Consider the following 21,304-nt stretch of genomic DNA (forward strand, 5'->3'; position numbering starts at 1 on the left):
CGGAGGCGAGGTCCTCGCCCTTCAAGGCCCGGTTCTCAGGGGACGATCATCAGTTTGGGACGGTGGTCCTGGACGCCGAGGAGCTCTCGTACGCGGGGGAGTGGCCACGCGAGCTGGGTGGCGAGTGTGGCCATGGTGAGGTCGGTGTCCGCCGCCGCCAGGTCGAAGGCCTGCCGCAGGAGCACCGGGTGCTCCCCCGGGTAGCCGGTGATGGGCTCGCTGGCGAAGCCCGGCTGGTCGCGGAGGGCGCCGAGACGTTGGTACGCCCGGCTGGCCGAGGAGTCGGAGAGCAGCCCGACCTCGCGGCAGCGGTAGAGCAGTGAGCTGATCGAGACGCCCCACACGTGCTTGAGCTCGGCCAGCCGGCGCAGGTCGAGGCGCCGGGGAAGCTCGGGCAGGATGCTGTCGCGCGGGGTCAGGAACTCGGCCGCGAACGTGTCGGCCTCGCGCTCCTGCTGGACGTCCCCGGCGGCCGTGTCGCCGTGCAGGACGAGATGGCCGAGCTCGTGGGCGGCGGTGAAGCGGTAGCGGTGAATGTCGTCGAAGCGGTTGGCCGTCAGGACGACGATCGGCCGGGGCAACTGCGAGGTCGAGAAGGCGTCGACCGTGGTGGCGTCCTCGTCGGGCGGGGGCAGGACCACGACGATGCCGTGGGCCTCCATGTGGCGGACGAGATGCGAGATCGGCCCGGTGCCGAGCCCCCAGTGCCGCCGCAGCTCGCGGGCGGCGGCGGCCGGGTCGCGTGGCAGCTCGACCCCCGAGTGCACCTCGCCGCCCGAGAAGCCCGGGAGGTCGACGTGCGGCAGCCGTACGCGCTTCTCCAGCGCGTGGGTCAGCTCCCAGACCTGCTCGACGAACGCGGCGGCCTTGGCCCGCTGGTGGACCCGGGTGGAGCGGAGGCTGCGGAAGTGGGCCATGGACCCGTCGAGCTTGGCGTGCGGCCGGCCGGACAGGAAGAACGCCAACGGAACGCCGAGGGCGCCGGCGAGGCGCGGGATGAGGTCGGGACGGGGGTGGGTCATGCCCGTCTCGTACTGCCCCACCGCCGCGGGGGTGACGCCCACCCGCTCGGCGAGGTCCTTCTTGGTCAACCCCGCCAGCCGCCGCGCCTGGGTCAGCCGCGCCTGGTCGAAGGCGTCGGCCACGGCCTGTGGGCTCGGTCCTCCACGGTCGTTCTTACGGTCGCTCATCGGCGTCGGCGATCGGGTGTTCGTCGGTGGTCTCGCTGTTCACGGGGAAGATCATCGCATTGCGGCGCTCGACCGCGGGACGGCGGACGAGCGTGAGGTCGGGCTCCGCGCCTCGGTCGAAGCGCTCGGCCACGTCGGGCTCGGCCACAGGAAGACCCTGCGACACCCACGGCAGGGCGGTGAGCAGGGGGATCTGCTCGCAGTGGACCCAGTGGACGCGCCCCATGTCGTCGATCAGCTCCGCCTCTCCCCAGTAGAGCTTCAGCAGGCTCGCCTGCGCGTTGGCGGCGTAGGCCACGGGGATGAGGCGCGTGTCGTCGGGGAGCTGCGCGAGCAGGGGGCGCGCGGCGGTCAGCTCGGCGAGCTGGGCCTCCTCGTCGTCGCTCGCGAGCGCGAGGTCGAGCGTCTCCTGGTGGTAGGTGGTCTTGGGGCCGAAGCGGGTGAAGAGCTCGCGGACGAGCGCGGAGACGCGCCCGTCGCTGACCCGCGCCTCGCTGATCGGAGTCGTGTCGTCCTCGGCGTAGCGGAAGGGCAGCAGCAGGTTGCCGTTGAGCACGACCAGATGGTGGGGCGAGCCGTACGGCCTGACGACCTGGAAGCCCGGGTCGTTCTTGAAGCCGTCGACGAGGGCCTCGTAGCGTCGTGCCATGAGGGTGGAGCCGTAGGCGTACCGTTTGTCGCTTCTGGAGGACTTCTGGGCATCCTGGGCGTTGCCGGCGGCCTCCAGGAGGGACGCGGCGAGCTGCCCCCGCACGGACGCGGCGCGCTCACCGAACCGCTCGGCCGCCCAGCTCGAAATCTGTGGCTCCCCCTGCATCGGTGACCTCCCGTATGGCGCCGCCACTTCAGTTCTCCGCACGATACTCCCGCGAGCACTCCAGTTGATGTTGTGACTCGCCGAAATGGGCGGAAACCTCAGGCGGGCGCGTGGCGGAGGGCGGCGGCGGGCTTGGGGAGGGAAAGGCCGCGTCGCGCCCACAGCTCGCGCATCCGGTCGGGGTAGTCGGTGACGATGCCCGCGACTCCGAGGTCGATCATGCGCGACGCCTCGTCGGGGTCGTTGACCGTCCACACCGCGACCGGTAGCCGAGCCGTCGCCGCGCGGGCCATCAGCTCGTCGTTGACCAACACCCGGTCGGGGGACAGAGTGGTGGCGCCGATCGAGGCCGCCGCCGCGGCGATGTCGCCGCCGAAGTCCTCCTCGTAGCGGAGGCCGAGCCATTCGGGCCTGAGCGTCGCCTTCTCGACCAGGGCGTAGCGCGTGGCCACGAGATCGCGGGCGACACGCAGGACGCGCCAGTCGAAGCTGAGGATCGCCGCGCCGTCCAGCCGGTTGTGCCGGTCGAGCTCGGCCACCACCAGCTCGGTGAGCCGCTGCGGATCGGCCGAGAGGTCGGGCCGCGTCGGGTCGGACTTCAGCTCGACGTTCAGCCGCACGCCGTCGGCGCCGTACGCGCCCACCAGGCCGAGCACGGCCCCGAGCGTGGGCATGCGCGTGCCGGGGATCGGGACCTGCGTGCGGACGAACCGGTCGGCATCGCTCTTCGGGTGGCGCACTCCCACGTCGAGGGTGCGCAGCTGGGCGAGGGACAGGGAGCGGATGGGCTTGCCGACGTAGGGGAACGCGGGGTCCCCCGGCATCGCGGGGACGGTGTCCGCGCTGGTCACGGCCGAGACGGTCAGATCATGGGTAAGCACGAGCTGCCCGTCGGCGGTCAGCGCGACGTCGAACTCGATCGCGTGGACGCCGAGCTCCAGCGTGTGGGCCATGCCGGGGAGGGTGTTCTCCGGGCGTAGGCCCCGCGCCCCCCGGTGGCCGTGTATCTCCACCTGCACAATGGCGCACCCTATCGTCCGCGTGCCTTGACCATGTTCAGGCGGGGCCGCGCGGGTCTCCTGGAGCCGACAGCCCTGTGATCCGGCCGGTGTCCGGATCGTTCGGTTAACAAACGCAGACGTGCGGTTAACGGATACCTAATCGTTATAAACCTATGGTGCAAGCAGCACCTCTAATTCCATGTCAGCAAAAAGGGGGCAATTGCATGAAGGTTGACAACCGCAGGGCGGCGGCATCCGCCTCGGGCACCCGATATGGACGGATGTGGATGGATCCCTCCGTTCCCTTCCTCGGGGGAGTCGCCGGCTGACCCCACGGCGGCCCATCATCACTTTCCGCGGGGGACGGTGACGCCCGGCCGGCGCCACCGCTGAACCTCACCGCGCATTCCGGTGGCCCGGCGGCGGGCCTCCTTCACCGTCGTCCGGGCACCGGGCGAGCGTGTGGATCTCGCGTTCTCGCCATCGCCCGCCGCTCTCCTTGCTTGGAGCAAGCGCTTGTTTAAGAAGGTCAGAAGGTACCCGGCGCGCGCCGCGCTGTGGCTGTTGAAGATGCTGAACGCACGAAGAGCCCGCCGGGCGGCGCCGCCGGACACCGGAACCGTGCGCATCCTGTTACTGCACGCCTACGGCATGGGCGGCACCATCAGGACCGTGTTCAACCTGGCAGGCCACCTCGCGCGGGAGCGCGACGTGGAGATCGTGAGCGCCGTCAGGACGGCGGAGAGCCCGTTCTTCGACCTCCCGCCCGGCGTACGCGTCACGTTTCTGGACGATCGGACCGCGCCCAAGGGGTGGGTGGCCCGCGTGCTCTCCCGCTTTCCGGGCCGGTTCGTGCCGGCGGACGAGAGGGCCAAGCAGTCGTTCACCCTCTGGACCGAGCTGCGCCTGATCGCGTACCTCAGGTCGCTTCGCGGCGGCGTGATCATCGCCACACGTCCCGCGTTCACGCTGCTGACGGCCCTGTTCGTCCCTCCCGGCGTCATCGCGATCGGCCAGGAGCACGTCACCCTCGCCGTCCACTCGCCCGCCATGCGGAGCCTCTTCAAGAGGAGGTACGGCAGGTTCGACGCGTTCGTCACGCTGACCGAGGCCGACCTGGCGCAGTACGCCAAGCTGCTGAAGGCCGACCCGCCGGGACGCCTGCTGCGCATCCCCAACGCCGTACCGCCGCTCGACGGCCGCGTCTCGCGCCTGGAGGAGAAGACCGTGGTCGGCATGGGCCGGCTGGTCCACGCCAAGGGCTTCGACCGGCTCGTCAACGCGTGGAAGACCGTGGCCGAGACCCACCCCGACTGGGTCCTGCGGATCTACGGGCGGGGGACCCAGGAGAAGACCGACCGCCTCCAGGCCCGGATCGACGAGGCCGGCCTGGCGGACAAGGTCTTCCTGATGGGCAGCACGGCCAGCGTCGGGGTCGAGCTGTCCAAGGCGTCGATCTACGCCGTCAGCTCGCGTTATGAGGGCTTCGGCATGACGATCCTGGAGGCGATGAGCAAGGGCCTGCCGGTCGTCAGCTTCGACTGCCCGCTCGGCCCCCGGGAGATCATCACGGACGGCCACGACGGCCTGCTCGTCACCTCCAAGAAGGCCGCCGCCCTCGGCGAGGGCATCCGCCGCCTCATCGAGGACGAGGACCTGCGCCGCGAGCTCGGCGCGAACGCCCTGCGCACGGCCAGGACGTACGACCTCGGCGTCGTCGGGGCCCGCTGGGACGCGCTCCTCACCGACCTTTCGGCCGGGCCCCCACGACAGCGATGAGAGACGCCTCAGATCAGGGGACGCAGGGAGAGGGTCTGGGTGCGGCCGGGGCCGACGCCGATGGCGGAGATCGGCGCGCCGCTCAGCTCCTCCAGTGCCCGCACGTAGTCCTGGGCGTTCTTCGGCAGGTCGTCGAAGGACTTCGCCTCGGTGATGTCCTCCTGCCAGCCGGGGAACTCCTCGTAGACCGGCTTGGCGTGGTGGAAGTCGGTCTGCGTCATCGGGATCTCGTTGTGGCGCACGCCGTCCACCTCGTACGCGACGCAGACCGGGATCCGCTCCAGGCCGGACAGCACGTCCAGCTTGGTGAGGAAGAAGTCGGTCACGCCGTTGATCCTGGTGGCGTACCTGGCGATGATCGCGTCGAACCATCCGCAGCGGCGGTTGCGGCCGGTCGTCACGCCGTACTCGCCGCCGGTAGTGCGCAGCCAGTCGCCCATCTCGTCGGTCAGCTCGGTCGGGAACGGGCCCGAGCCGACGCGCGTGGTGTAGGCCTTCAGGATGCCGATCACCCGGGTGAGCCGGGTCGGCGGGATGCCAGAGCCGATGCACGCGCCGCCCGACGTCGGCGAGGAGGACGTCACGAACGGGTAGGTGCCGTGGTCGATGTCGAGCAGGTTGCCCTGGCCGCCCTCCAGCAGCACGACCTTGTGGTCGTCCAGCGCATTGTTCAGGATCAGGGAGGTGTCGGCGATGTGCGGCTTGAGCCGCTCGGCGTACCCGAGGTACTCCTCGAGGACCTTCGCGGGGTCGATGCCCCTGCGGTTGTAGACCTTGGTCAGCACCTGGTTCTTCTCGTTCAGCGCGACCTCGATCTTCTTGCCGAGGATGCCCGGGTCGAGCAGGTCCTGCACCCGCACGCCCATGCGCGCGATCTTGTCGCCGTACGCGGGGCCGATGCCCCGCCCCGTGGTGCCGATGCGGGCCTTGCCGAGGTAGCGCTCGGTGACCTTGTCCAGGGCCTTGTGGTGGGGCATGATCAAATGCGCGCTGGCCGAGATCAGCAGCCGGTCGCAGGAGATGCCGCGTTCCTTCAGCCCGTCGATCTCCGCCAGCAGCACCCCGGGGTCGATCACGACGCCGTTGCCGATCACGGGGACGACGTCCGGCGACAGCACGCCGGTCGGCAGCAGATGCAGCGCGTACTTCTGGTCGCCGATGACGACGGTGTGACCCGCGTTGTTACCGCCCTGGTAGCGGACGACATAGTCGACCTGACCGCCAAGGAGGTCGGTGGCCTTACCCTTGCCCTCATCGCCCCACTGGGCGCCCACGAGAACGACAGCCGGCATGGTTAACTCCCGCGCAACAAAAACGAAACCCCTGGCGCAAGCGCGACAGGGGCTCTTGCGTTGAGAGACTACCCGAGCAGGCTGATGCCGCCCAAGCGCGGCTTACTGGGAAGTGAGCACCTTTACCGCTTCTGGGCTACTTTCACGGAGGAACTGTGCGCACCTCTCGGCCTCATCCTTCTCACCGATCGCCTGGGCCGCACGCCCGAGCGCGTTGAGGCAGCGGAGGAACCCCCTGTTGGGCTCGTGCTCCCAGGGGATGGGGCCGTGACCCTTCCAGCCCGCGCGTCGTAGCTGGTCAAGGCCACGATGGTAGCCGGTGCGGGCGAAGGCGTAGGAGGTGACCGCGTGGCCGGCGGTGAAGTATTCGTCGGCGAGCGCCGCCCAGGCCGCCGTGTAGGCGGGGAAGCGCGCGGCGACGTCACTGGCCTTGGCACCGGATTCCAGGGCCTCCCTGGCCTCCGGGGTGTCCGGAAGCTGGGTGGGCGGTGGCCCGGCGAGAAGGTTCTCGTGCGTTTCCATGAGCACAGTCTTACCTGTGTTCCGCCCTTCTGGTCATACTCCCTTCTGCGATACGTGAGGAAAGCCGAAATTTGTCCGATACGGTGACCCGGTTGCGTGTGCAAGGACTCACAAAGGAGCAGAGGACGTGATCCACTCAGCCTCCCGGTGCGTCGCCGTGACACTGGCGGGGCTGCTGGCGCTGGTGACGGCCTGCGGCGGAGAAGCACGCCAGAACCCCCCGAACGCGGCGAAGACCGTCGTGTCCCTGACCTTCGACGACGCCTGGGCCACCCAGGCGGTCGCGGCCGATCTTCTACGCAAGCACCATCTTGTTGGCACGTTCTACATCAACAGCGACTTCCTCGGCCGGCCGAAGCGGCTCACGAAGGCGCAGGTGGACGGGCTGGCCGCCTCGGGCAACGAGATCGGCGGCCACACCCTCACCCACCCCCGCCTGCCCACGCTCCCGGCGGCCGGCAAGCGCCGCGAGATCTGCGACGACCGCCGTGCCCTGCTGGCCATGGGCTACAAGCCGCGCTCCTTCGCCTACCCGTACGGCATGTTCGACGCCGCGACCGTCGACGTGGTCCGGAGCTGCGGCTACAACAGCGGGCGGAGATCGGGAGGCATCGCCCCGCCGAGCGACGCCTGCCCGAAGTGCGCCCGGTACGAGGACGTGAAGGTGACGGACGCCTACCACCTGCGCACGCTGCCCGCCGTACGCCGGTCGGTGACGCTGGACGTCCTCAAGTCCTACGTGCTCCAGGCGGAGAAGCGCGGGGGCGGCCTGGTGACCTACCAGTTCCACAACGTCTGCGACACCTGTGACGAGTTCGGGGTGAGGCCGCAGGTGCTGGACGACTTCCTGGGCTGGGTCGCGGGCAGCGGGGTCACCGTCCGCCTGTTCGGCGACATCGTCGGCGGCGGCCTCCGCCCCGCTCCGTAGGTCAGCGCAGGCGCTTGAGCAGGGCTTTCGGGCCTCCTTGGCGGGAAGCGGTGGCCTGGTCGCGGGCGGAGACCTCGCCGTCCAGGGCGGCGAGGCGCTCGGCGAGGAGGGCGTTCTCGGCCCGCAGCCTGGCCACCTCCCGCTTGAGGGCCGGATCCTCGCTCTTGCCGCGCCTCGGGGGCTCGGCCTCGGCCGCGGGCAGGAAGCCCATGGTCCTGCCGTCCAGCCAGTGCGTGCCGTACACGTCGTGGACGGCGGCGTCCAGAGGCTCGTCCTCGGCCCGCACGAGCGAGGCCCTGGCGAAGGCGCCGGTGTGCTCCAGGCGGGCCGTGATCACCTCGTCGGTCTCGTCGAGGGCGATGTTGACCAGCCCGTGCCCGTGCTCGACCGCCTGCTCCACCACCCGCCGCAGCGTCTCCTGGCCCGGCACCCACCCCGCGGGGCAACGCATGCGGAACGACGAGGGCGCCGCCGTGGCGGGCACCCGCTCGGCGTACCGGACCCGGGGGTCGCCGCGATAGAGCCCCCGGAGGAGCAGCAGGTCGAGCCAGGGGTTGTCCAGCGGGTTGCGCCTGTCCTCCTCGACGGAGCCCCACGGGCCCACCAGCGTGATCTGGATGTCGTTCAACGAGCTGGCGAGGAAGCCGTCCACGGTCGCCCTGGTGTCCTCGTACGGCGCGCCCTCGACCTCGACGACCACCTCGGCGTAGGGGACCAGCCACTGGCGGCGTGGGTGGGTGCGCAGCCACCGCATGTGCGGGATGTGGTCGGGCACGAAGACCTGGTTGTACCGCCTGACCTGCTCCCCGTCGCGCATCATCATCGAGGTGCCGAGATGGCGGCTGCGGGCCTCGGGGGCCAGCACGAACGCCGCGCCGGCCTGGGCGAGCCGGTAGCCCAGCTCGGTGTCCTCGCCGAGCACCAGGCCGGTGTCCAGTGGCCCCGCCTCGCGCAGCAGCCGGGCGTTCACCGAGGCGGCGTTGGTCACGTGGACGCGGTACGCCGAGTCGCCCGCCGTGCGGAGGCCGTCGGTGCGTTCGGCCAGGTCGACGATCCAGCTGTGCGGCTCGCTCGCGGCCTCGTCGAAGAGCTTCTCCGTGGCCCCCGCCGAGACCGCCGCGTGCACGTCCGCGGGGACCGGGGCGCCCGGCCGGTGGTCGACGTACCGCACGTAGCCCATCACCACGAGGTATCCGGCGAGGTGGTGCCAGCGCATGTGCGCCTCGACCTCGTCGTGGAAGGTCACCATGTCGGCGTCCAGCCAGTGGACGACGTCGCCGCCCGCGATCGCCAGCCCGGCGTTGCGGGCGTCGGACCGGCCGCGCGAGCCCGGTTCCGTGGTGATCAACCGGGTGTTGTCAGGGACGATCTCGGGGAGGCGGAGGGCGGGAACGGTCCCGTCGTCGACGACCACGACCTCCATCAGATGCCGGGGGTAGCTCTGGGCGGCGAGGGCGGCGAGGGTCAGGTCGAGCTTGTCCTGGTGGCCGTAGGCCGCGATCACCACGCTCACCGAGAGCCGGGGCTGCCAGGCGCCGGGCGCGGGCGGGCTCAGCACCCCGTAGTCGTTGTGCCGGATCCTCGGCTGGGCCGGCGGGGCCCCGTGCTCGGTCGGCTGTGTCACTGTTCCAACTCCATCAGTCCGCTGGGCCGAAATCCCCGCCACTGGTCCTTGGCCCTGGCCAGGAAGTACCCGACCGGCTCCTGCCAGGTGTGCATGCCTCTCGCCGCCCTGCGCGCGACGAAACCCAGGCCGTGCGTCCGGTAGATGGCGCCACCGGCTCTGAGCAGGCTCTGGAAGAACTGGACGTCCACCGACCGCGCGACCGGACGGAAGCCCCCGACGGACTCGAACGCCGAGCGCGACACCACGAACGTGCCGCCCGCCACGTGGTTGGACATCGTCTCGCTGCTCCAGTCGCGGCGGATGGTCACGTCGATCTTCTGGAGGTAGAAGAACTCCGAGGCCGCGCCCACCAGCTCGGCCCCCGAGTACGACTGGGCGAGCATCATGTCGGCCAGGTGGTCGGGGCCGTACCAGTCGTCGTCGTCCCACTTGCTGAGGAACGTGCCGGTCGCACGCTCCGCAGCCTGGTTGAGCACGATGCCGAACGGCAGGCTCGCGTCCGCCTCGACGACCGTGATCGGGCGGCCGAAGGCCTCGACCGCCCGCACGACGTCGGGAGCGGTGGCGGGCACCCCGTGCAGCGTCAGGACGACCTCGAGGTCGACCCCCCGCTGCCTGGCGATCTGGCCGAGCGCGAAGGGCACCAGGTCGTTGCGCCGGGTGCACATGATGACCGAGATCGTGGGCTTCGCGGGGAGGGCGATCCCGGCACGCGCGGCGAGCGAGCGCCATCGCGCCACGGTCCCGTGGGTCGAAAGGGCCAGCCTGCGCAGCCGTACGCTGTGCTCCTCACGGCGCAGGGCGTCGGCCAGCTCGTGCTCGGACGCGGCGCTCAGCCGTGCCGCCAGCTCAGGCCCGAGCGCCCGGGCCGCCCAGCCGGGCGGCGGGCTCGACAGCAGTGGCACCCCCGCGGCGGCCAGGCCGGCCACGGCGCGGACGGCGGCGATCGGCCCGGTGTGGGCGGGCCGCCAGTCGACGCGGACGGCGCGCAGGCGCCGCAGGCGGGCGGCGTCGGCGTCGGTCACGCCCCCGGACGCGGCCAGGCGCACAAGCGTCTTGCCCTCGGCGCGGATCTCCCAGCGGCCGTCGTGCTGGGCGAGATCGGCCACCTCGCCCGCCGGCGACTTGACGAAGCCGCGCGGGTTGACCGACCGTTCGTCGACGGGAGGCACGGAGTCCGGTTCGAAGATCGCGTTTCGCAGCGCCTCGTAGCCGCCGGGGGAGCCGAAGCGCTCCCAGGTGGCGTCCGCCGGGTGGTCGACGGCCGCAACCCGGCCGTCGGTCCAGGGGACCTCCTGCGCAGGAGCCACCGGCACGGCGCGGATCGCGAGGTCGGCGGTGGGCACGTCGGAGCGGTCGGGAACGGGGCCGCGCCCGTCCGCGAAGGTCACGTTGGGGTCGCCGGGCCGCCAGCCCGCGAGCCCGGGACCGGCCAGTCCGGCCATGGGAAGCGCGTAGCCGTTCAGATGGTGGCCGCCGAAGCTCCTCGCCACGGCCGCCGCGACCTCCCCGGCGGGCTGCGGCTGGGAGAAGCGCACCTTGACCCGCCAGCCCGTGCGGCCGTACCGGCTGATGCCCACGTCGCGCAGGAAGCGCCGGCCGAGGCCCGGCGACAGCGGGACGCCCGGGGCCTCGCACCACGGCGGCGCCTCCACGACGATCACGCCCACCCAGAGGGCCGACGGGAGCGCTCCACCCAGCGTCACGGCCCTGCGCAGGTCGGTGGGGGTGCCCGCGACCACCACGACGGCCGACGGATCGGAGGTGACCCACGGCTCGGGGCCCATGCTGTCCAGGTCAGCCGCCTCGAAGGCCACGCCGGGGAGCAGGCCGTCGAGGTCGCCGGCGTCCACCCCGGCGACGGCCACGGCGACCTTCCCGCCCGCCCTGCTCAGCTCGGCCGTCATCCCGGCCGACACGAGCGCGGCCGTCATCCCCGGCTCCCCGCGGTCGTCCGGGCCCGGACGGGTCGGCACCTCATCCGGCGTTCCGCCTGAGCACCATCGCGCCCTTCTCCGCGGGGTGGGCCGTGCCTGCCAGCTCGGGATACTCCCTGAGCCAGCGATCGGCCACCTCGCGCTCGGCCGGGCGGTTCGTGTCGTCAAGGACGATCCACGCGTCGGGGGCGCAGCGCGGCAGCAGCACGGGCACCGCCGGATAGCGCACCAGCGGCGCGGCGGCTCCCGGAGGCCCGTCCACGAAGACGAGCCCGATGCCGTCCAGATCGCTCACCGCGCGGGTGTCGTACCAGGGAATGGTCTCGTCGCTCCAGGAGGTGAGCGGCGCGTGGCGGATCTCGACGACGTCCTGCAGCCCGTGGGCGAGGACGAGGTCCCTCGACGCCTCGGCGAACCGCTCGTCGTGCTCCAGGGCGACGACCCGCCCGCCCCCGAAACGCTGCACGGCGTAGCCGAGCCAGACGCTGGACGAACCGCTGCCGCACTCGACGACGACCTTGGCACGATCCACCGCGATCCGCTCGATGAGCAGGCGCAGGACGTCTGGGGAGGCCGCCCAGCCGCGCAGCCGGGGAAGCGGGGCGCGAGGCTGGAGCAGCGCCCTGATGTCGATGAGCGCTTCGAGCTGGGCGTAGTTCTGACGCGCCGCCTTGGCCAGGTCGGCCTGGCCGTCCCGTACCGTGCCGCCGAGGGCGTCCAGCCGCTCGGCGAGGTCGCGCACGGCCTGGATGGCGGTGCCGGTGAGGCCGGTGAGCTGCTCGGTGTCATGGCGGAGCTTGCGCAGGTCGTCGAGGTCGTCGGCGCTCTGCCTGACGGTGGTGTCGACCCGGGAGACGGCGCTCGCGAGCTGGGCGAGCCGGTCCGTCTGCGCGGTCAGCTCCATGCGGTCCTCGCCGAGCGCGGAGAGCAGGACGCGCGCCTGGTGGCGGCCGGCGTCCTCGAGGCGGCCCGGCAGCCCGTCGAGCGTGGCCCCGAGCTGGGCGAGGGTCTGCTCGGTCCTCGCGAGCGCGGCGTCCTGGCGCTTGGTCCGCGCGTCGATCCGCAGGGCCTTGCCGTCGGTCCTGCGCCCGCCCGCGACCATCACGGCCGCCATGGCCAGGATCACGATGGAGAGGGCGATCTGGACGGCCGAGGCAGGTTCGACGATTCCCGCAGCGGACAGCAGCACCAGCGTGATCACCGCGAGGCCCGCGAAGGCGGCGCTGATGATCAGCAGTAGGCGGGGGGGTAATGTCCGCATTATTACCCTTTCTGGACGTATCCGGTCAGGCAGGGGTTTCCAGAGTATGCACTGGTCAGACGAGGGGATCCCAGCTGATACGGGAGCGGTACTCGCCGTGCCAGCGAGCGAGCATGCTCGCCCACTGAAGGACATAGAGCGGTCCGGTCCACTGGGCCTGTCGTGCGCGGAGCTCGGGGTCGCTCAACGTCCCCAGCAGTCGAGGGCCGAGCATCGCGCGCACCTCTTCGCACCCCGCGATGTCCTCGATGATCGAGGCCAGCGCGGCAGGAGTGGTTTTTCGCTGTGGACCCGGCGCGGGCTTCTCGCCGGGGTCGTTGGTGGAGGGCAGCGAGGCCACGTTCGGTGCCCCGTACGCGAGCATCGCCAGGTAGTACGCGTGATCCTTGCGCTCGGCGAGCGGCACGCGCAGGGAGTTCGTGACCACGTCGGGGTGGGCGAACGGCAGCCAGACCTCCGCCTCCGGCCCGAGCAGCCAGGTGGGGGAGGTGAAGATGCCGCGGGAGGAGACGAGCCTTGCCAGGATCGGCATGGCGTGGTGCCCCTCGACCGGCCGCATCACCCGGTGGAAGCTCGAAAGGCCGAGATCGGTGAGGACGTCGACCACACCTGGCGCCCAGATCTCCTCATGTCGGGGTACATGTCCTGACATGACATCCCAGGAGATCTTCCGCGCCTGCTCGTGGCTCGCGGCGAGCGGAACCTCTTCGTGGTCACCACGGCTCCTGAGCAGTGCGTCCCCCAGGCACCCGTCGATCAACGGCCCCCGCAGGCCGTGGACCGCCCTGGCGTACGGCATGGCCCAGCCGTGGTGCAGGGTCTGGTACTGGGTGCGTCGCCATACCTCCCTGTGCTCCTCCAGCCAGGATTCCCGTCCGGGCGTCACCACGTGGTGCGGCAGGCCGAGCGCCTCCGCGACGGTCCGCGCGCAGGCGATGTCGATGTCCAGGCCGTCGTCGGTGCTGGTCGTCCATGCCTCCAGGCGGCTCTCTGGGCGGCGGGCCGCCAGCGCGGCGAGCAGCCGGGAGTCCCAGCCTCCGCTGAGCCCGATGGCCACCGGCCCGGCGCGATGCGGGATCCGCTCCGCGATCAGGTCGACCATCTCCTCGGGCGACGGCGGGTTGTCCGGTTCCGCCGCGAGCCACGAGGCCTCGAAGCCGAGCCGCTCCAGCCTGTCGCCGGTGGCACGCCAGGCGGTGGCGGGTTCCAGGTGCTTGATCTCGGAAAAGAGCGTCTGATCGCCGATCGGCGTGGTCATCAGCAGCAGGTTCGCCCAGGCGGACCAGTCGACATGGAGAGGCGTGTCGTCCAGCTCCACCAGAGGGTCGTGCCGCGCGGAGAAGTAGAGCGCGTCCCCGAGCCGCCGGACGTTGAGCTCGTGAAGTCCGAGGGCGTCGGTGTGCAGAACCACGCTCTCGCGGTCGAAGACCAGTCCCGCCGCGAGGCGGCGCTCGGAGGCGTCCTGCCATGAACGGGGCTGCGGAAGGCCGCTCGCCGCGGGCCACCACAGGTAGCCGGAGCGCGGTCCCGCCGACCAGTTCTCGGGCTCGCCCGTCGACCACAGGACGGCCATGGGAGAACGGTGGACCTCGTCGAGCCCTCGTGGCGAGGCCGACAGCAGCCGCTCAGCCACACGTGCATCCCACTTTCCGATGGCACCGCACACATATGGTCGCGCTCGGTAGGAGATGGACATTTAGCTCATGCTAACGAGGTATTTGTTACTTCTGCCTCGATACCAACTCTTTTTACGTACTTTCTCAGGAAATTCACATGGAACGGGCGGACCGTGCGGTCAGCCCGTTCCATGCAAGTCAGGACCTCGTCGACAACCTAGGCCGACATCTAGTCAGATGCCCGGGTTCAGGAGATCTTCGTGCCGGTGGACAGCAGGTCCTGGCAGGCCTGGGTGACGCGGGCGGCCATGCCGCTCTCGGCGGACTTGCCCCACGCGCGCGGGTCGTAGTCCTTCTTGTTGCCCACGTCGCCGTCGACCTTCAGCACGCCGTCGTACTTGCGGAACATGTGGTCGGCGACCGGGCGGGTGAAGGCGTACTGCGTGTCGGTGTCGATGTTCATCTTCACCACGCCGTAGGAGATCGCCTCGCGGATCTCGTCGAGCGAGGAGCCGGAACCGCCGTGGAAGACCAGGTAGAAGGGCTTCTCCTTGCCGTACTTGGCGGCGACGGCCTCCTGGATCTCCTTCAGCACGCTCGGGCGGAGCTTGACGTGGCCCGGCTTGTAGACGCCGTGCACGTTGCCGAAGGTGGCGGCCAGCAGGTAGCGGCCACGCTCGCCGAGGCCGAGCGCCTCGGCGGTGGCGAGGGCGTCCTCCGGGGTGCTGTAGAGCTTCTCGTTCATCTCGCCGACGACGCCGTCCTCCTCGCCGCCGACGACCCCGATCTCGACCTCCAGCACCACGTTGGCCTCGCGGGCCTTCTCGAGGAGCTCCTGGGCGATCTGGAGGTTCTCGTCGAGGGGGCAGGCGGAGCCGTCCCACATGTGCGACTGGAACAGGGGGTCCTTGCCGGAGGCCACGCGCTGCCGCGAGATCTCCAGCAGCGGGCGCACGAAGCCGTCGAGCTTGTCCTTCGGGCAGTGGTCGGTGTGCAGCGCGATGTTCACGGGGTACTTGTCCGCGACGACGCGGGCGTACTCCGCGAGCGCGACGGCACCGGTGACCATGTCCTTCACCGACGTGCCGGACAGGTACTCGGCGCCACCGGTCGAGACCTGGACGATGCCGTCGCTCTCGGCCTCGGCGAAACCGCGGAGCGTGGCGTTCAACGTCTGCGAGGAGGTCACGTTGATCGCCGGGTATGCGAAACCATTGGCCTTGGCCCGGTCGAGCATGTCGGCGTAGACCTCTGGGGTCGCGATAGGCATCGGAAGTCATCTCCCTGGAAGGAACGGATGGCGGGCACGGGGCTCGGTCTTCCCCGGGGCAAGTATTGCGAAGGAGCGGCGGGCGAGGAAGCAGGAGCCGGGCTCGTGTTCACAAACGAGGCTTCGCGTCCTGTTGGCCCGTCATGGCCAGACATACCTGGTCCTACCCCTCCAGCGCGCCTGACCCGCCTGGCGGGGGTACCCTCATCCGTGATGGACCTCACAAATCTTCTGGACGCCCAATGGTGGATCGTCACCTTCGGGCTCATCGGCATCCTCGCGATCATCTTCGCGGAGACCGGGCTGCTCATCGGCTTCTTCCTGCCGGGTGACTCGCTCCTGGTCGTCGCCGGGATGGGAGCCTCCGCGGCGGTCGCGTCCTCGGTCGGCCTCGACTCGCCGTTCCCGCTGGCCGTTCTCCTCGTCGCCGCCCCGCTCTGCGCCGTCGCCGGCGCCCAGCTAGGGCACCTCATCGGCGCGAAGTCCGGCCCCCGGCTCTTCTCCAGGCCCGACTCCCGCCTGTTCAAGCGGGAGTACGTCGAGAAGGCCGAGCACTACTTCGAGAAGTTCGGGCCGTCGAAGGCCGTGGTGCTGGCGAGGTTCATCCCGATCGTGCGCACCTTCCTCAACCCGGTCGCCGGCATGCTCGGCATGCCCGCTCCGAAGTTCTTCCTGTGGAACGTCATCGGCGGCATCCTGTGGACCGAGTCGATGCTCCTCATCGGCTATTTCGCCGGCAGCGCCATCCCGAACGTCGACCGCTACATCCTCCCCGGCGCCGTGGTGATCATCCTGCTCTCGATCATCCCGATCGTGCGTGAGGTGCTGAAGAGCCGCAGGGAGTCGAGGGACGCAGCCGGCGGGCCTCGCGGCCGGCACCACCGCGACTCGGCCACCCCGCTGTAGCGCGACGGGGGCGATTTGACCGTCCAGCTATAAGAGTCCTGCTCGGAGGGGCGTTGGTGCTCGCACGCAGGCGCTACTCTCCGGTATGTGGGACGCCATCGGTCTGACCCCATGGGAATCGCCCGCCTGCTTATCGTAGGCTTGGCGATCGTCGTGGTGCTGGCTCTGATCGTGCTCGGAGTTCTGTCCCTGGTGGGGTCGCTGAAGTCCGACGACCCGGGCGCCGCGCCGCCGGGCCCGGACGGCTCCGGCCAGGTGACGCAGACCGATTCGGCATCCTCGTCCCCCGGCGCGCCCTCGGTCGACCAGACCTCGGCAGGCGCCGAGATCCCCACCGTCTTCGTCGAGTGCAGGGCCGACCGGTGCCCCCTGTTCGTCCGCGTCACCGGTGGCGACGTCGTGGAGGACCGCGACCTGAGCCGGGGCCAGCAGGCGGTCTACTCCCAGCCGAACCTCGACGTGGTCCTCGGCGACGCCTCCACGGTGTACGTCGAGTTGAACGGCAAGGCGCGCTCCCCCGGCAAGCCAGGGGAGCGGCAGAGCTTCACGGTCAAGCGCGAGGTCCGGCCGGGCTGACCGGCATTCGGTCAGTCGAGGCCGAGGTCCGCGAGCGTGTAGGCGGTGCGGTAGGGCAGCCCGGTCTCCTCGATCTTCGCCGCCGCGCCGCGGTCCACGATCGTCGCCACGCCGACGATCTCGGCCCCCGCCTCGCGCAACGCCTCCACCGCCGTCAGCACCGACCCGCCGGTGGTCGAGGTGTCCTCCACGGCGAGCACGCGGCGGCCCGCGACGTCGGGCCCCTCGATGCGGCGTTGCAGGCCGTGGGCCTTGCCCTCCTTGCGCACGACGAACGCGTCCAGACGGCGCCCGCGTCCCGCCGCCGCGTGCAGCATGGCGGCGGCCAGGGGGTCGGCGCCCAGGGTGAGCCCGCCCACGGCGTCGTAGTCGAGGTCCTCGGTGAGGTCGAGCATCACCCGCCCGACCAGCGGGGCGGCGGTGCCGTCCAGCGTGATGCGCCTCAGGTCCACATACCAGTCGGCCTCGCGGCCCGAGGAGAGCACGACCCGCCCGTGCACCACCCCTTTGTTCTTGATCTCGTCCAGCAGATTCGCACGGTCGCTCATGAGGCCAGCCTAGAGGGGGGGATTCGGGTGGACCGCTGGGCTACTCGTTTATCACCGCAGGTCGGTTATAGAGGGCAAACTGGTACGGTTCGCGTGAACGTTCCTAGATGTGGTCAGGCGCGGGCCGAATCGCCGGGATTCACCCTCGCACGATCAGTGGCTTCATTACCCTGAGATAGGGCCGGGCTTCGGCTGCCACCGGGCTTGGGCCATGTAGAAAGGGCGGTGTCGCGTGGATCGCTGCGCGCTGTTCGTGGACGCTGGCTACCTGCTGGCGGACGGCGCGATGGCCGTGCATGGGACCCGCCATCGCGAAGCCGTCGCCTGGGACTACCCCGGTCTGCTGCAACTCCTGTCCACCCTCTCGCGCGAGCGCACCGACCTGCCGCTCCTTCGCTGCTACTGGTACGAGGCCACCGTCGAGGGCAGGCGCACCCCCGAGCACGACGCGCTGGCCGACATCCCGGGCCTCAAGCTGCGCCTGGCGCGCATCAGGCCCGGCCGGCGCGAGGGTGTGGACGCCCAGGTCCACCGCGACCTGATGACGCTGGCCCGCAACAACGCCATCTGCGACGCCGTCGTGGTCAGCGGCGACGAGGATCTCGCCCAGGTGGTGAGCGACGCCCAGGATCTCGGCATCCGGGTCACCGTCATCCACATCGCGGCCGACGGCAGCTGGGCGGTGTCGCGCACCCTCCAGCAGGAGTGCGACGACCTCATCGAGATCGGCAGCGGCCATCTGCGGCCGTACGTCAACCTCGTGACCGGCAACATCACGGGCGGCGCCGACCTCGGGTCCGCGTCCGTCAACGGGCAGCACCTCCCGCAGCCGCTGAGCAACGGCCGGCCCATGGAGAACGGCCACGCCCAGAGCAACGGCCACCAGCCTTCCTCCTCCGGTACCGCGCAGGCCGCCGGGTCCGGAGCCTCGGCATCCTCCTCCCTCGGGCCGGGCTCCCACGGGTCCGGGTCCCACGGGTCCAGCGCCTTCGGCACCGGCTCCCACAGCTCGGCTTCCCACGGGTCGGGTTCCCACGGGTCGGGTTCTCACGGGCAGGGCGCTCTCGGTTCGGGTCCCCTTGGTTCTGGGTCGTCCGGGTCCGGTTCCCTCGGGTCCGGTTCGCAGGGGCAGGGCTCCGCCGGGCCGTCCCAGGAGGTCGCCACCTCCCAGGGGCCGGGCGGTCTCACATCCGGCCAGGGGCCGAGCGGTCTGGCGTCCGGCCAGGGGCCGAGCGGTCTCACGTCCGGATCTCACGGGTCGCCCCCCGGTTCGAGCCCTCTCGGTTCGAGTTCCACCGGGTCCACGTCCTTCGGGCTCGGCTCCCACGGTTCACTGTCCCCCGGGGACGACTCGCCCCCGTCGGCAGCGCAGGGGTCCGCCGCCCACGGGTCCGGCTCGATGGAGCCGAGCGCCCCGGCCACCGGCTCCTGGAGTGCCACCGGCTCGCAGGGCTCGGGCCTGAGCTCGCAGGGCTCGGGCCTGAGCTCTCAGGGCGCCGGCCCGAACTCCCACGGCTCCAATCCTGGCTCCCAGGGGTTCGACTCCCAGGGATTCGACTCCCAGGGCTCCGGGTCCTACGGGTCCGGCTCCCATGGGTCGGGCTCCCACGGGTCCGGGTCCCTTGATTCCCAGGGTTCATACGGCTCCGGGTCGCACGCGACCGGCTCCCGTGGGTCGGGGTCGCACGGGTCCGGATCGCACGGTTCGGGGTCGCATGGGGTCGCGCCGCCGAGCACGCCGCGCTCCGCACAGCCCGCGCTGCCCGCCGCCTACTCCGGCTACGCCGCGGAGCCGCAGCAGCCCTCCCACTCCCCTCCGCAGCCGCCTCCCCAGGCACCGCCCTCCCCGCCCATGGCGGCGCCCGTGCCCTCGCAGCCCCCGGCCGTGCCCAGCCAGTACAACATGGGCTCCTCGGGCGGGCCCCCGACCTACCCCGGCCCCCAGTTGGGGCCCTACACCGGCCCGCAGCCGGCCCCCGTTCCCTCGCACACCGCCACGCCGGGCACCACGACCCTGGCCGATGCGGTGAAGGCCGCGCACAAGGAGGGGCACGACTTCGGCGAGTCCGTCGCCAGGGACGCCCCCGCCCTCTGGCTGGAGGCCGTGCTCGCCCGCAAGCCGCGCATGCCCTCCGATCTCGAGGCGCGGTTGCTCCAGGGCTCGTCGCTCCCGATCGACTTCCTCCTGCACGACGAAGTACGCCACGCGCTTCGCCGTGGCTTCTGGGACGCCCTGGAACGCGCCCGGCGCTAACGTTGGAGCCATGCGGGCGCGTTCCGTGCCGATGGCTCCCGGTGGCGAGGGGGAACGATGGGTGACGAGCAGCCCCCGGGCCGTCGCGACGCCCGGGCCATGAGACAGGCGGCGCGTGCCGGGCGTTCGACGGGCACCGTCGACCTTGCGCCCGTGCTCCGCGCCCACCGGGCCGGCTATCCGAAGGCCAAGCTCGGGCCCGTGCGCCGGGCGTACGAGGCCGCCGAGCTGGCGCACCGCGGCCAGTCCCGCAAGTCGGGCGAGCCGTACATCATCCATCCGATCGAGGTCACGCTCATCCTGGCCGAGCTCGGCATGGACACCGCCACCCTGCAGGCGGCGCTCCTGCACGACACGATCGAGGACACCTCCTACACGCTCGACGAGCTGCGGTCGGACTTCGGCGACGAGATCGCCGTCCTGGTCGACGGGGTGACCAAGCTCGACGGCTCCAGGTGGGGGGAGCGCGCCGAGGCCGAGACCTTCCGCAAGATGATCCTGGCCGCCGCCGCCGACCTGCGGGTCCTGCTCATCAAGCTCGCCGACCGGTTGCACAACCTCCGCACGCTCGGCTTCCAGCCCGCGCACAAGCAGCAGCGCATCGCCCGCCAGTCCCAGGAGCTGCTGATCCCCTTCGCCGAGCGGCTCGGCATGTACGAGCTCAAGCGCGAGATGGACGACCTCTGCTTCTCGGTGTTACAGCCGGAGGCCCACGCGGCCATCGACGCCGCGCTCGCGGCCAGGGTGCCCGAGGGACGGCTGCTCCTGGAGCCCGCCGTGCGCCGCCTGAGGGCCGCGCTGAAGGAACAGCGGCTCTCGGGTGAGGTGATGCTTCACCGCCGCCACCTGTGGGCCGTCCATCTCGACGTGGGCCACCACCTCGACACGCTCCAGCCCGCCGACCTGTTCCGGCTGCTGGTGCTCGTCGACGGGGAGGACCGCGACTGCTACATCGCGCTCGGGGCCGTCCACACCAGCATGAGCCCGGTGCCGGGGAGGCTGAAGGACTTCATCTCGTTGCCGAGGTTCAACCTCTACCGCGCGCTGCACACGCGGGTGATCGCCGACGGCGGCAAGGTCATGGACGTCATCATCCGCACCCGGCAGATGCACCGCCTGGCCGAGCGCGGGCTCGCCGCCCACATCAACGACGCGTCCAGGGGGCAGCGCGCCGACGTGGCGGGGCGCATCGACCTCGAATGGCTGCGCCGCCTGCTGGCCTGGCAGAACGACGCGTCCTCCGCCGACTTCCTGGAGTCGCTGCGCGGCGACCTGCGCCCCGATCTGATCGCCGCGTTCACGACCGAGGGCGAGGTGATCCCGCTGCCTCCCGGGGCGACCCCGATCGACTTCGCCTACGCCCTCGGCCCCGAGATCGGCAACCACGCCATCGGGGCCCTGGTCAACGGAAGGCTGGCGCCGCTGCACTCGCGGCTGGACAACGGCGCGGTGGTGCACATCCTCACCGCCGAGACGGCCCGTCCCTCCGCTGAGGGGCTCGACGCCGCGACCACGCCGACGGCCCGGCTGCTGATCCGCCGGCATCTGGCCGCCCAGAGCGCGGACGACGCGGCGGACACCGGGCGGCGCATGGTGTCCGAGGCCGTCGCCGCGACCGGCATGGAGCTTCTCGACCTGGAGTCCCGGGGGGTGTCGGGCAGCGTCGCGGGGCGCCTGGGCTACCGCGAGCTGGACGACCTGTACGCGGCGGTGGCGGCGGGCGCCGTGGAGCTGGACGCCCTGGTGTCCAAGCTCACGGCCGACAGCGCCTGACCCCCGG

Annotated in this window: 17 protein-coding genes; 6 read left to right on the forward strand and 11 right to left on the reverse strand. The window is 71.1% G+C overall.

The window, feature by feature from the left end:
- Positions 1 to 35 precede the first annotated feature (35 nt).
- From ACOZ38_RS01630 to ACOZ38_RS01640, 3 genes are all read right to left on the reverse strand, one after another.
- Complete coding sequence (locus ACOZ38_RS01630; RefSeq protein WP_424528247.1) at positions 36 to 1,190, reverse strand: helix-turn-helix domain-containing protein; 1,155 nt, start codon at positions 1,188 to 1,190, stop codon at positions 36 to 38.
- The gene (locus ACOZ38_RS01635) at positions 1,177 to 2,007 is read right to left on the reverse strand and encodes a hypothetical protein (protein WP_405143356.1); all 831 of its coding nucleotides are present in this window, start codon (positions 2,005 to 2,007) and stop codon (positions 1,177 to 1,179) included. Before ACOZ38_RS01635 ends, ACOZ38_RS01630 begins: the two co-directional genes overlap by 14 nt.
- 98 nt (positions 2,008 to 2,105) lie before the next feature.
- A complete protein-coding gene (locus ACOZ38_RS01640) occupies positions 2,106 to 3,026 on the reverse strand; it encodes a glycerophosphodiester phosphodiesterase family protein (protein WP_424528249.1) in 921 nt (306 codons plus the stop codon).
- A gap of 498 nt (positions 3,027 to 3,524) precedes the next feature.
- On the opposite strand from ACOZ38_RS01640, the gene ACOZ38_RS01645 reads away from it, so the two are divergent.
- The gene (locus ACOZ38_RS01645) at positions 3,525 to 4,787 is read left to right on the forward strand and encodes a glycosyltransferase family 4 protein (RefSeq protein ID WP_424528251.1); all 1,263 of its coding nucleotides are present in this window, start codon (positions 3,525 to 3,527) and stop codon (positions 4,785 to 4,787) included.
- Between the two features lie 8 nt (positions 4,788 to 4,795).
- On the opposite strand, the gene ACOZ38_RS01650 is transcribed toward ACOZ38_RS01645, so the two are convergent.
- Complete coding sequence (locus tag ACOZ38_RS01650) at positions 4,796 to 6,079, reverse strand: adenylosuccinate synthase (protein ID WP_424528253.1); 1,284 nt, start codon at positions 6,077 to 6,079, stop codon at positions 4,796 to 4,798.
- A gap of 102 nt (positions 6,080 to 6,181) precedes the next feature.
- On the reverse strand, positions 6,182 to 6,601 hold the full coding sequence (locus ACOZ38_RS01655) for a DUF3151 domain-containing protein (RefSeq protein WP_424528255.1): 420 nt from the start codon (positions 6,599 to 6,601) through the stop codon (positions 6,182 to 6,184).
- A gap of 127 nt (positions 6,602 to 6,728) precedes the next feature.
- Here ACOZ38_RS01655 and ACOZ38_RS01660 point away from each other — a divergent pair, with 127 nt between their 5' ends.
- Positions 6,729 to 7,529, forward strand: coding sequence for a polysaccharide deacetylase family protein (locus tag ACOZ38_RS01660; RefSeq protein WP_424528257.1), 801 nt, complete (start codon positions 6,729 to 6,731; stop codon positions 7,527 to 7,529).
- Between the two features lies 1 nt (position 7,530).
- On the opposite strand, the gene ACOZ38_RS01665 is transcribed toward ACOZ38_RS01660, so the two are convergent.
- The 5 genes from ACOZ38_RS01665 to fbaA form a co-directional block, all read right to left on the reverse strand.
- On the reverse strand, positions 7,531 to 9,153 hold the full coding sequence (locus ACOZ38_RS01665) for a glycosyltransferase (RefSeq protein ID WP_424528259.1): 1,623 nt from the start codon (positions 9,151 to 9,153) through the stop codon (positions 7,531 to 7,533).
- Complete coding sequence (locus tag ACOZ38_RS01670) at positions 9,150 to 11,090, reverse strand: glycosyltransferase (RefSeq protein WP_424528261.1); 1,941 nt, start codon at positions 11,088 to 11,090, stop codon at positions 9,150 to 9,152. Before ACOZ38_RS01670 ends, ACOZ38_RS01665 begins: the two co-directional genes overlap by 4 nt.
- Positions 11,091 to 11,133: 43 nt before the next feature.
- Entirely contained in the window at positions 11,134 to 12,354 is a 1,221-nt protein-coding gene (locus ACOZ38_RS01675) for a class I SAM-dependent methyltransferase (RefSeq protein WP_424528263.1), read from the reverse strand.
- Between the two features lie 55 nt (positions 12,355 to 12,409).
- Positions 12,410 to 13,987 carry an asparagine synthase-related protein gene (locus tag ACOZ38_RS01680; protein WP_424528265.1) on the reverse strand — a complete coding sequence of 526 codons (1,578 nt, stop codon included), beginning with the start codon at positions 13,985 to 13,987 and terminating at the stop codon, positions 12,410 to 12,412.
- Positions 13,988 to 14,217: 230 nt separating this feature from the next.
- Positions 14,218 to 15,240 carry a class II fructose-bisphosphate aldolase gene (fbaA, locus tag ACOZ38_RS01685; RefSeq protein WP_424528267.1) on the reverse strand — a complete coding sequence of 341 codons (1,023 nt, stop codon included), beginning with the start codon at positions 15,238 to 15,240 and terminating at the stop codon, positions 14,218 to 14,220.
- Positions 15,241 to 15,453: 213 nt separating this feature from the next.
- On the opposite strand from fbaA, the gene ACOZ38_RS01690 reads away from it, so the two are divergent.
- Positions 15,454 to 16,146, forward strand: a complete 693-nt coding sequence (locus tag ACOZ38_RS01690; RefSeq protein WP_424528269.1) for a DedA family protein — start codon at positions 15,454 to 15,456, stop codon at positions 16,144 to 16,146.
- 141 nt (positions 16,147 to 16,287) lie between these two features.
- Positions 16,288 to 16,722, forward strand: a complete 435-nt coding sequence (locus tag ACOZ38_RS01695) for a hypothetical protein (protein ID WP_424528271.1) — start codon at positions 16,288 to 16,290, stop codon at positions 16,720 to 16,722.
- Positions 16,723 to 16,733: 11 nt separating this feature from the next.
- On the opposite strand, the gene pyrE is transcribed toward ACOZ38_RS01695, so the two are convergent.
- Entirely contained in the window at positions 16,734 to 17,270 is a 537-nt protein-coding gene (gene pyrE / locus ACOZ38_RS01700) for an orotate phosphoribosyltransferase (protein ID WP_405143377.1), read from the reverse strand.
- 232 nt (positions 17,271 to 17,502) lie between these two features.
- Between pyrE and ACOZ38_RS01705 the strand changes: the two genes are divergently transcribed.
- Together ACOZ38_RS01705 and ACOZ38_RS01710 are read left to right on the forward strand one after the other, a co-directional pair.
- Complete coding sequence (locus tag ACOZ38_RS01705; protein WP_424528273.1) at positions 17,503 to 19,524, forward strand: NYN domain-containing protein; 2,022 nt, start codon at positions 17,503 to 17,505, stop codon at positions 19,522 to 19,524.
- Positions 19,525 to 19,581: 57 nt separating this feature from the next.
- A complete protein-coding gene (locus ACOZ38_RS01710; protein ID WP_424528275.1) occupies positions 19,582 to 21,297 on the forward strand; it encodes a RelA/SpoT family protein in 1,716 nt (571 codons plus the stop codon).
- Positions 21,298 to 21,304: the final 7 nt, after the last annotated feature.

This window comes from Sphaerisporangium viridialbum (genome assembly GCF_049674955.1).
GTDB lineage: Bacteria > Actinomycetota > Actinomycetes > Streptosporangiales > Streptosporangiaceae > Sphaerisporangium > Sphaerisporangium viridialbum.

Excerpts from the sequence above, each read along its gene's own strand:
- ACOZ38_RS01630 (WP_424528247.1), bottom strand. The coding sequence starts at position 1,190 with ATGAGCGACCGTAAGAACGACCGTGGAGGACCGAGCCCACAGGCCGTG.
- ACOZ38_RS01635 (WP_405143356.1), bottom strand. The coding sequence starts at position 2,007 with ATGCAGGGGGAGCCACAGATTTCGAGCTGGGCGGCCGAGCGGTTCGGT.
- pyrE (WP_405143377.1), bottom strand. The coding sequence starts at position 17,270 with ATGAGCGACCGTGCGAATCTGCTGGACGAGATCAAGAACAAAGGGGTG.
- ACOZ38_RS01670 (WP_424528261.1), bottom strand. The coding sequence starts at position 11,090 with ATGACGGCCGCGCTCGTGTCGGCCGGGATGACGGCCGAGCTGAGCAGG.
- ACOZ38_RS01690 (WP_424528269.1), top strand. The coding sequence starts at position 15,454 with ATGGACCTCACAAATCTTCTGGACGCCCAATGGTGGATCGTCACCTTC.
- ACOZ38_RS01710 (WP_424528275.1), top strand. The coding sequence starts at position 19,582 with ATGGGTGACGAGCAGCCCCCGGGCCGTCGCGACGCCCGGGCCATGAGA.
- ACOZ38_RS01675 (WP_424528263.1), bottom strand. The coding sequence starts at position 12,354 with ATGCGGACATTACCCCCCCGCCTACTGCTGATCATCAGCGCCGCCTTC.
- fbaA (WP_424528267.1), bottom strand. The coding sequence starts at position 15,240 with ATGCCTATCGCGACCCCAGAGGTCTACGCCGACATGCTCGACCGGGCC.
- ACOZ38_RS01655 (WP_424528255.1), bottom strand. The coding sequence starts at position 6,601 with ATGGAAACGCACGAGAACCTTCTCGCCGGGCCACCGCCCACCCAGCTT.
- ACOZ38_RS01650 (WP_424528253.1), bottom strand. The coding sequence starts at position 6,079 with ATGCCGGCTGTCGTTCTCGTGGGCGCCCAGTGGGGCGATGAGGGCAAG.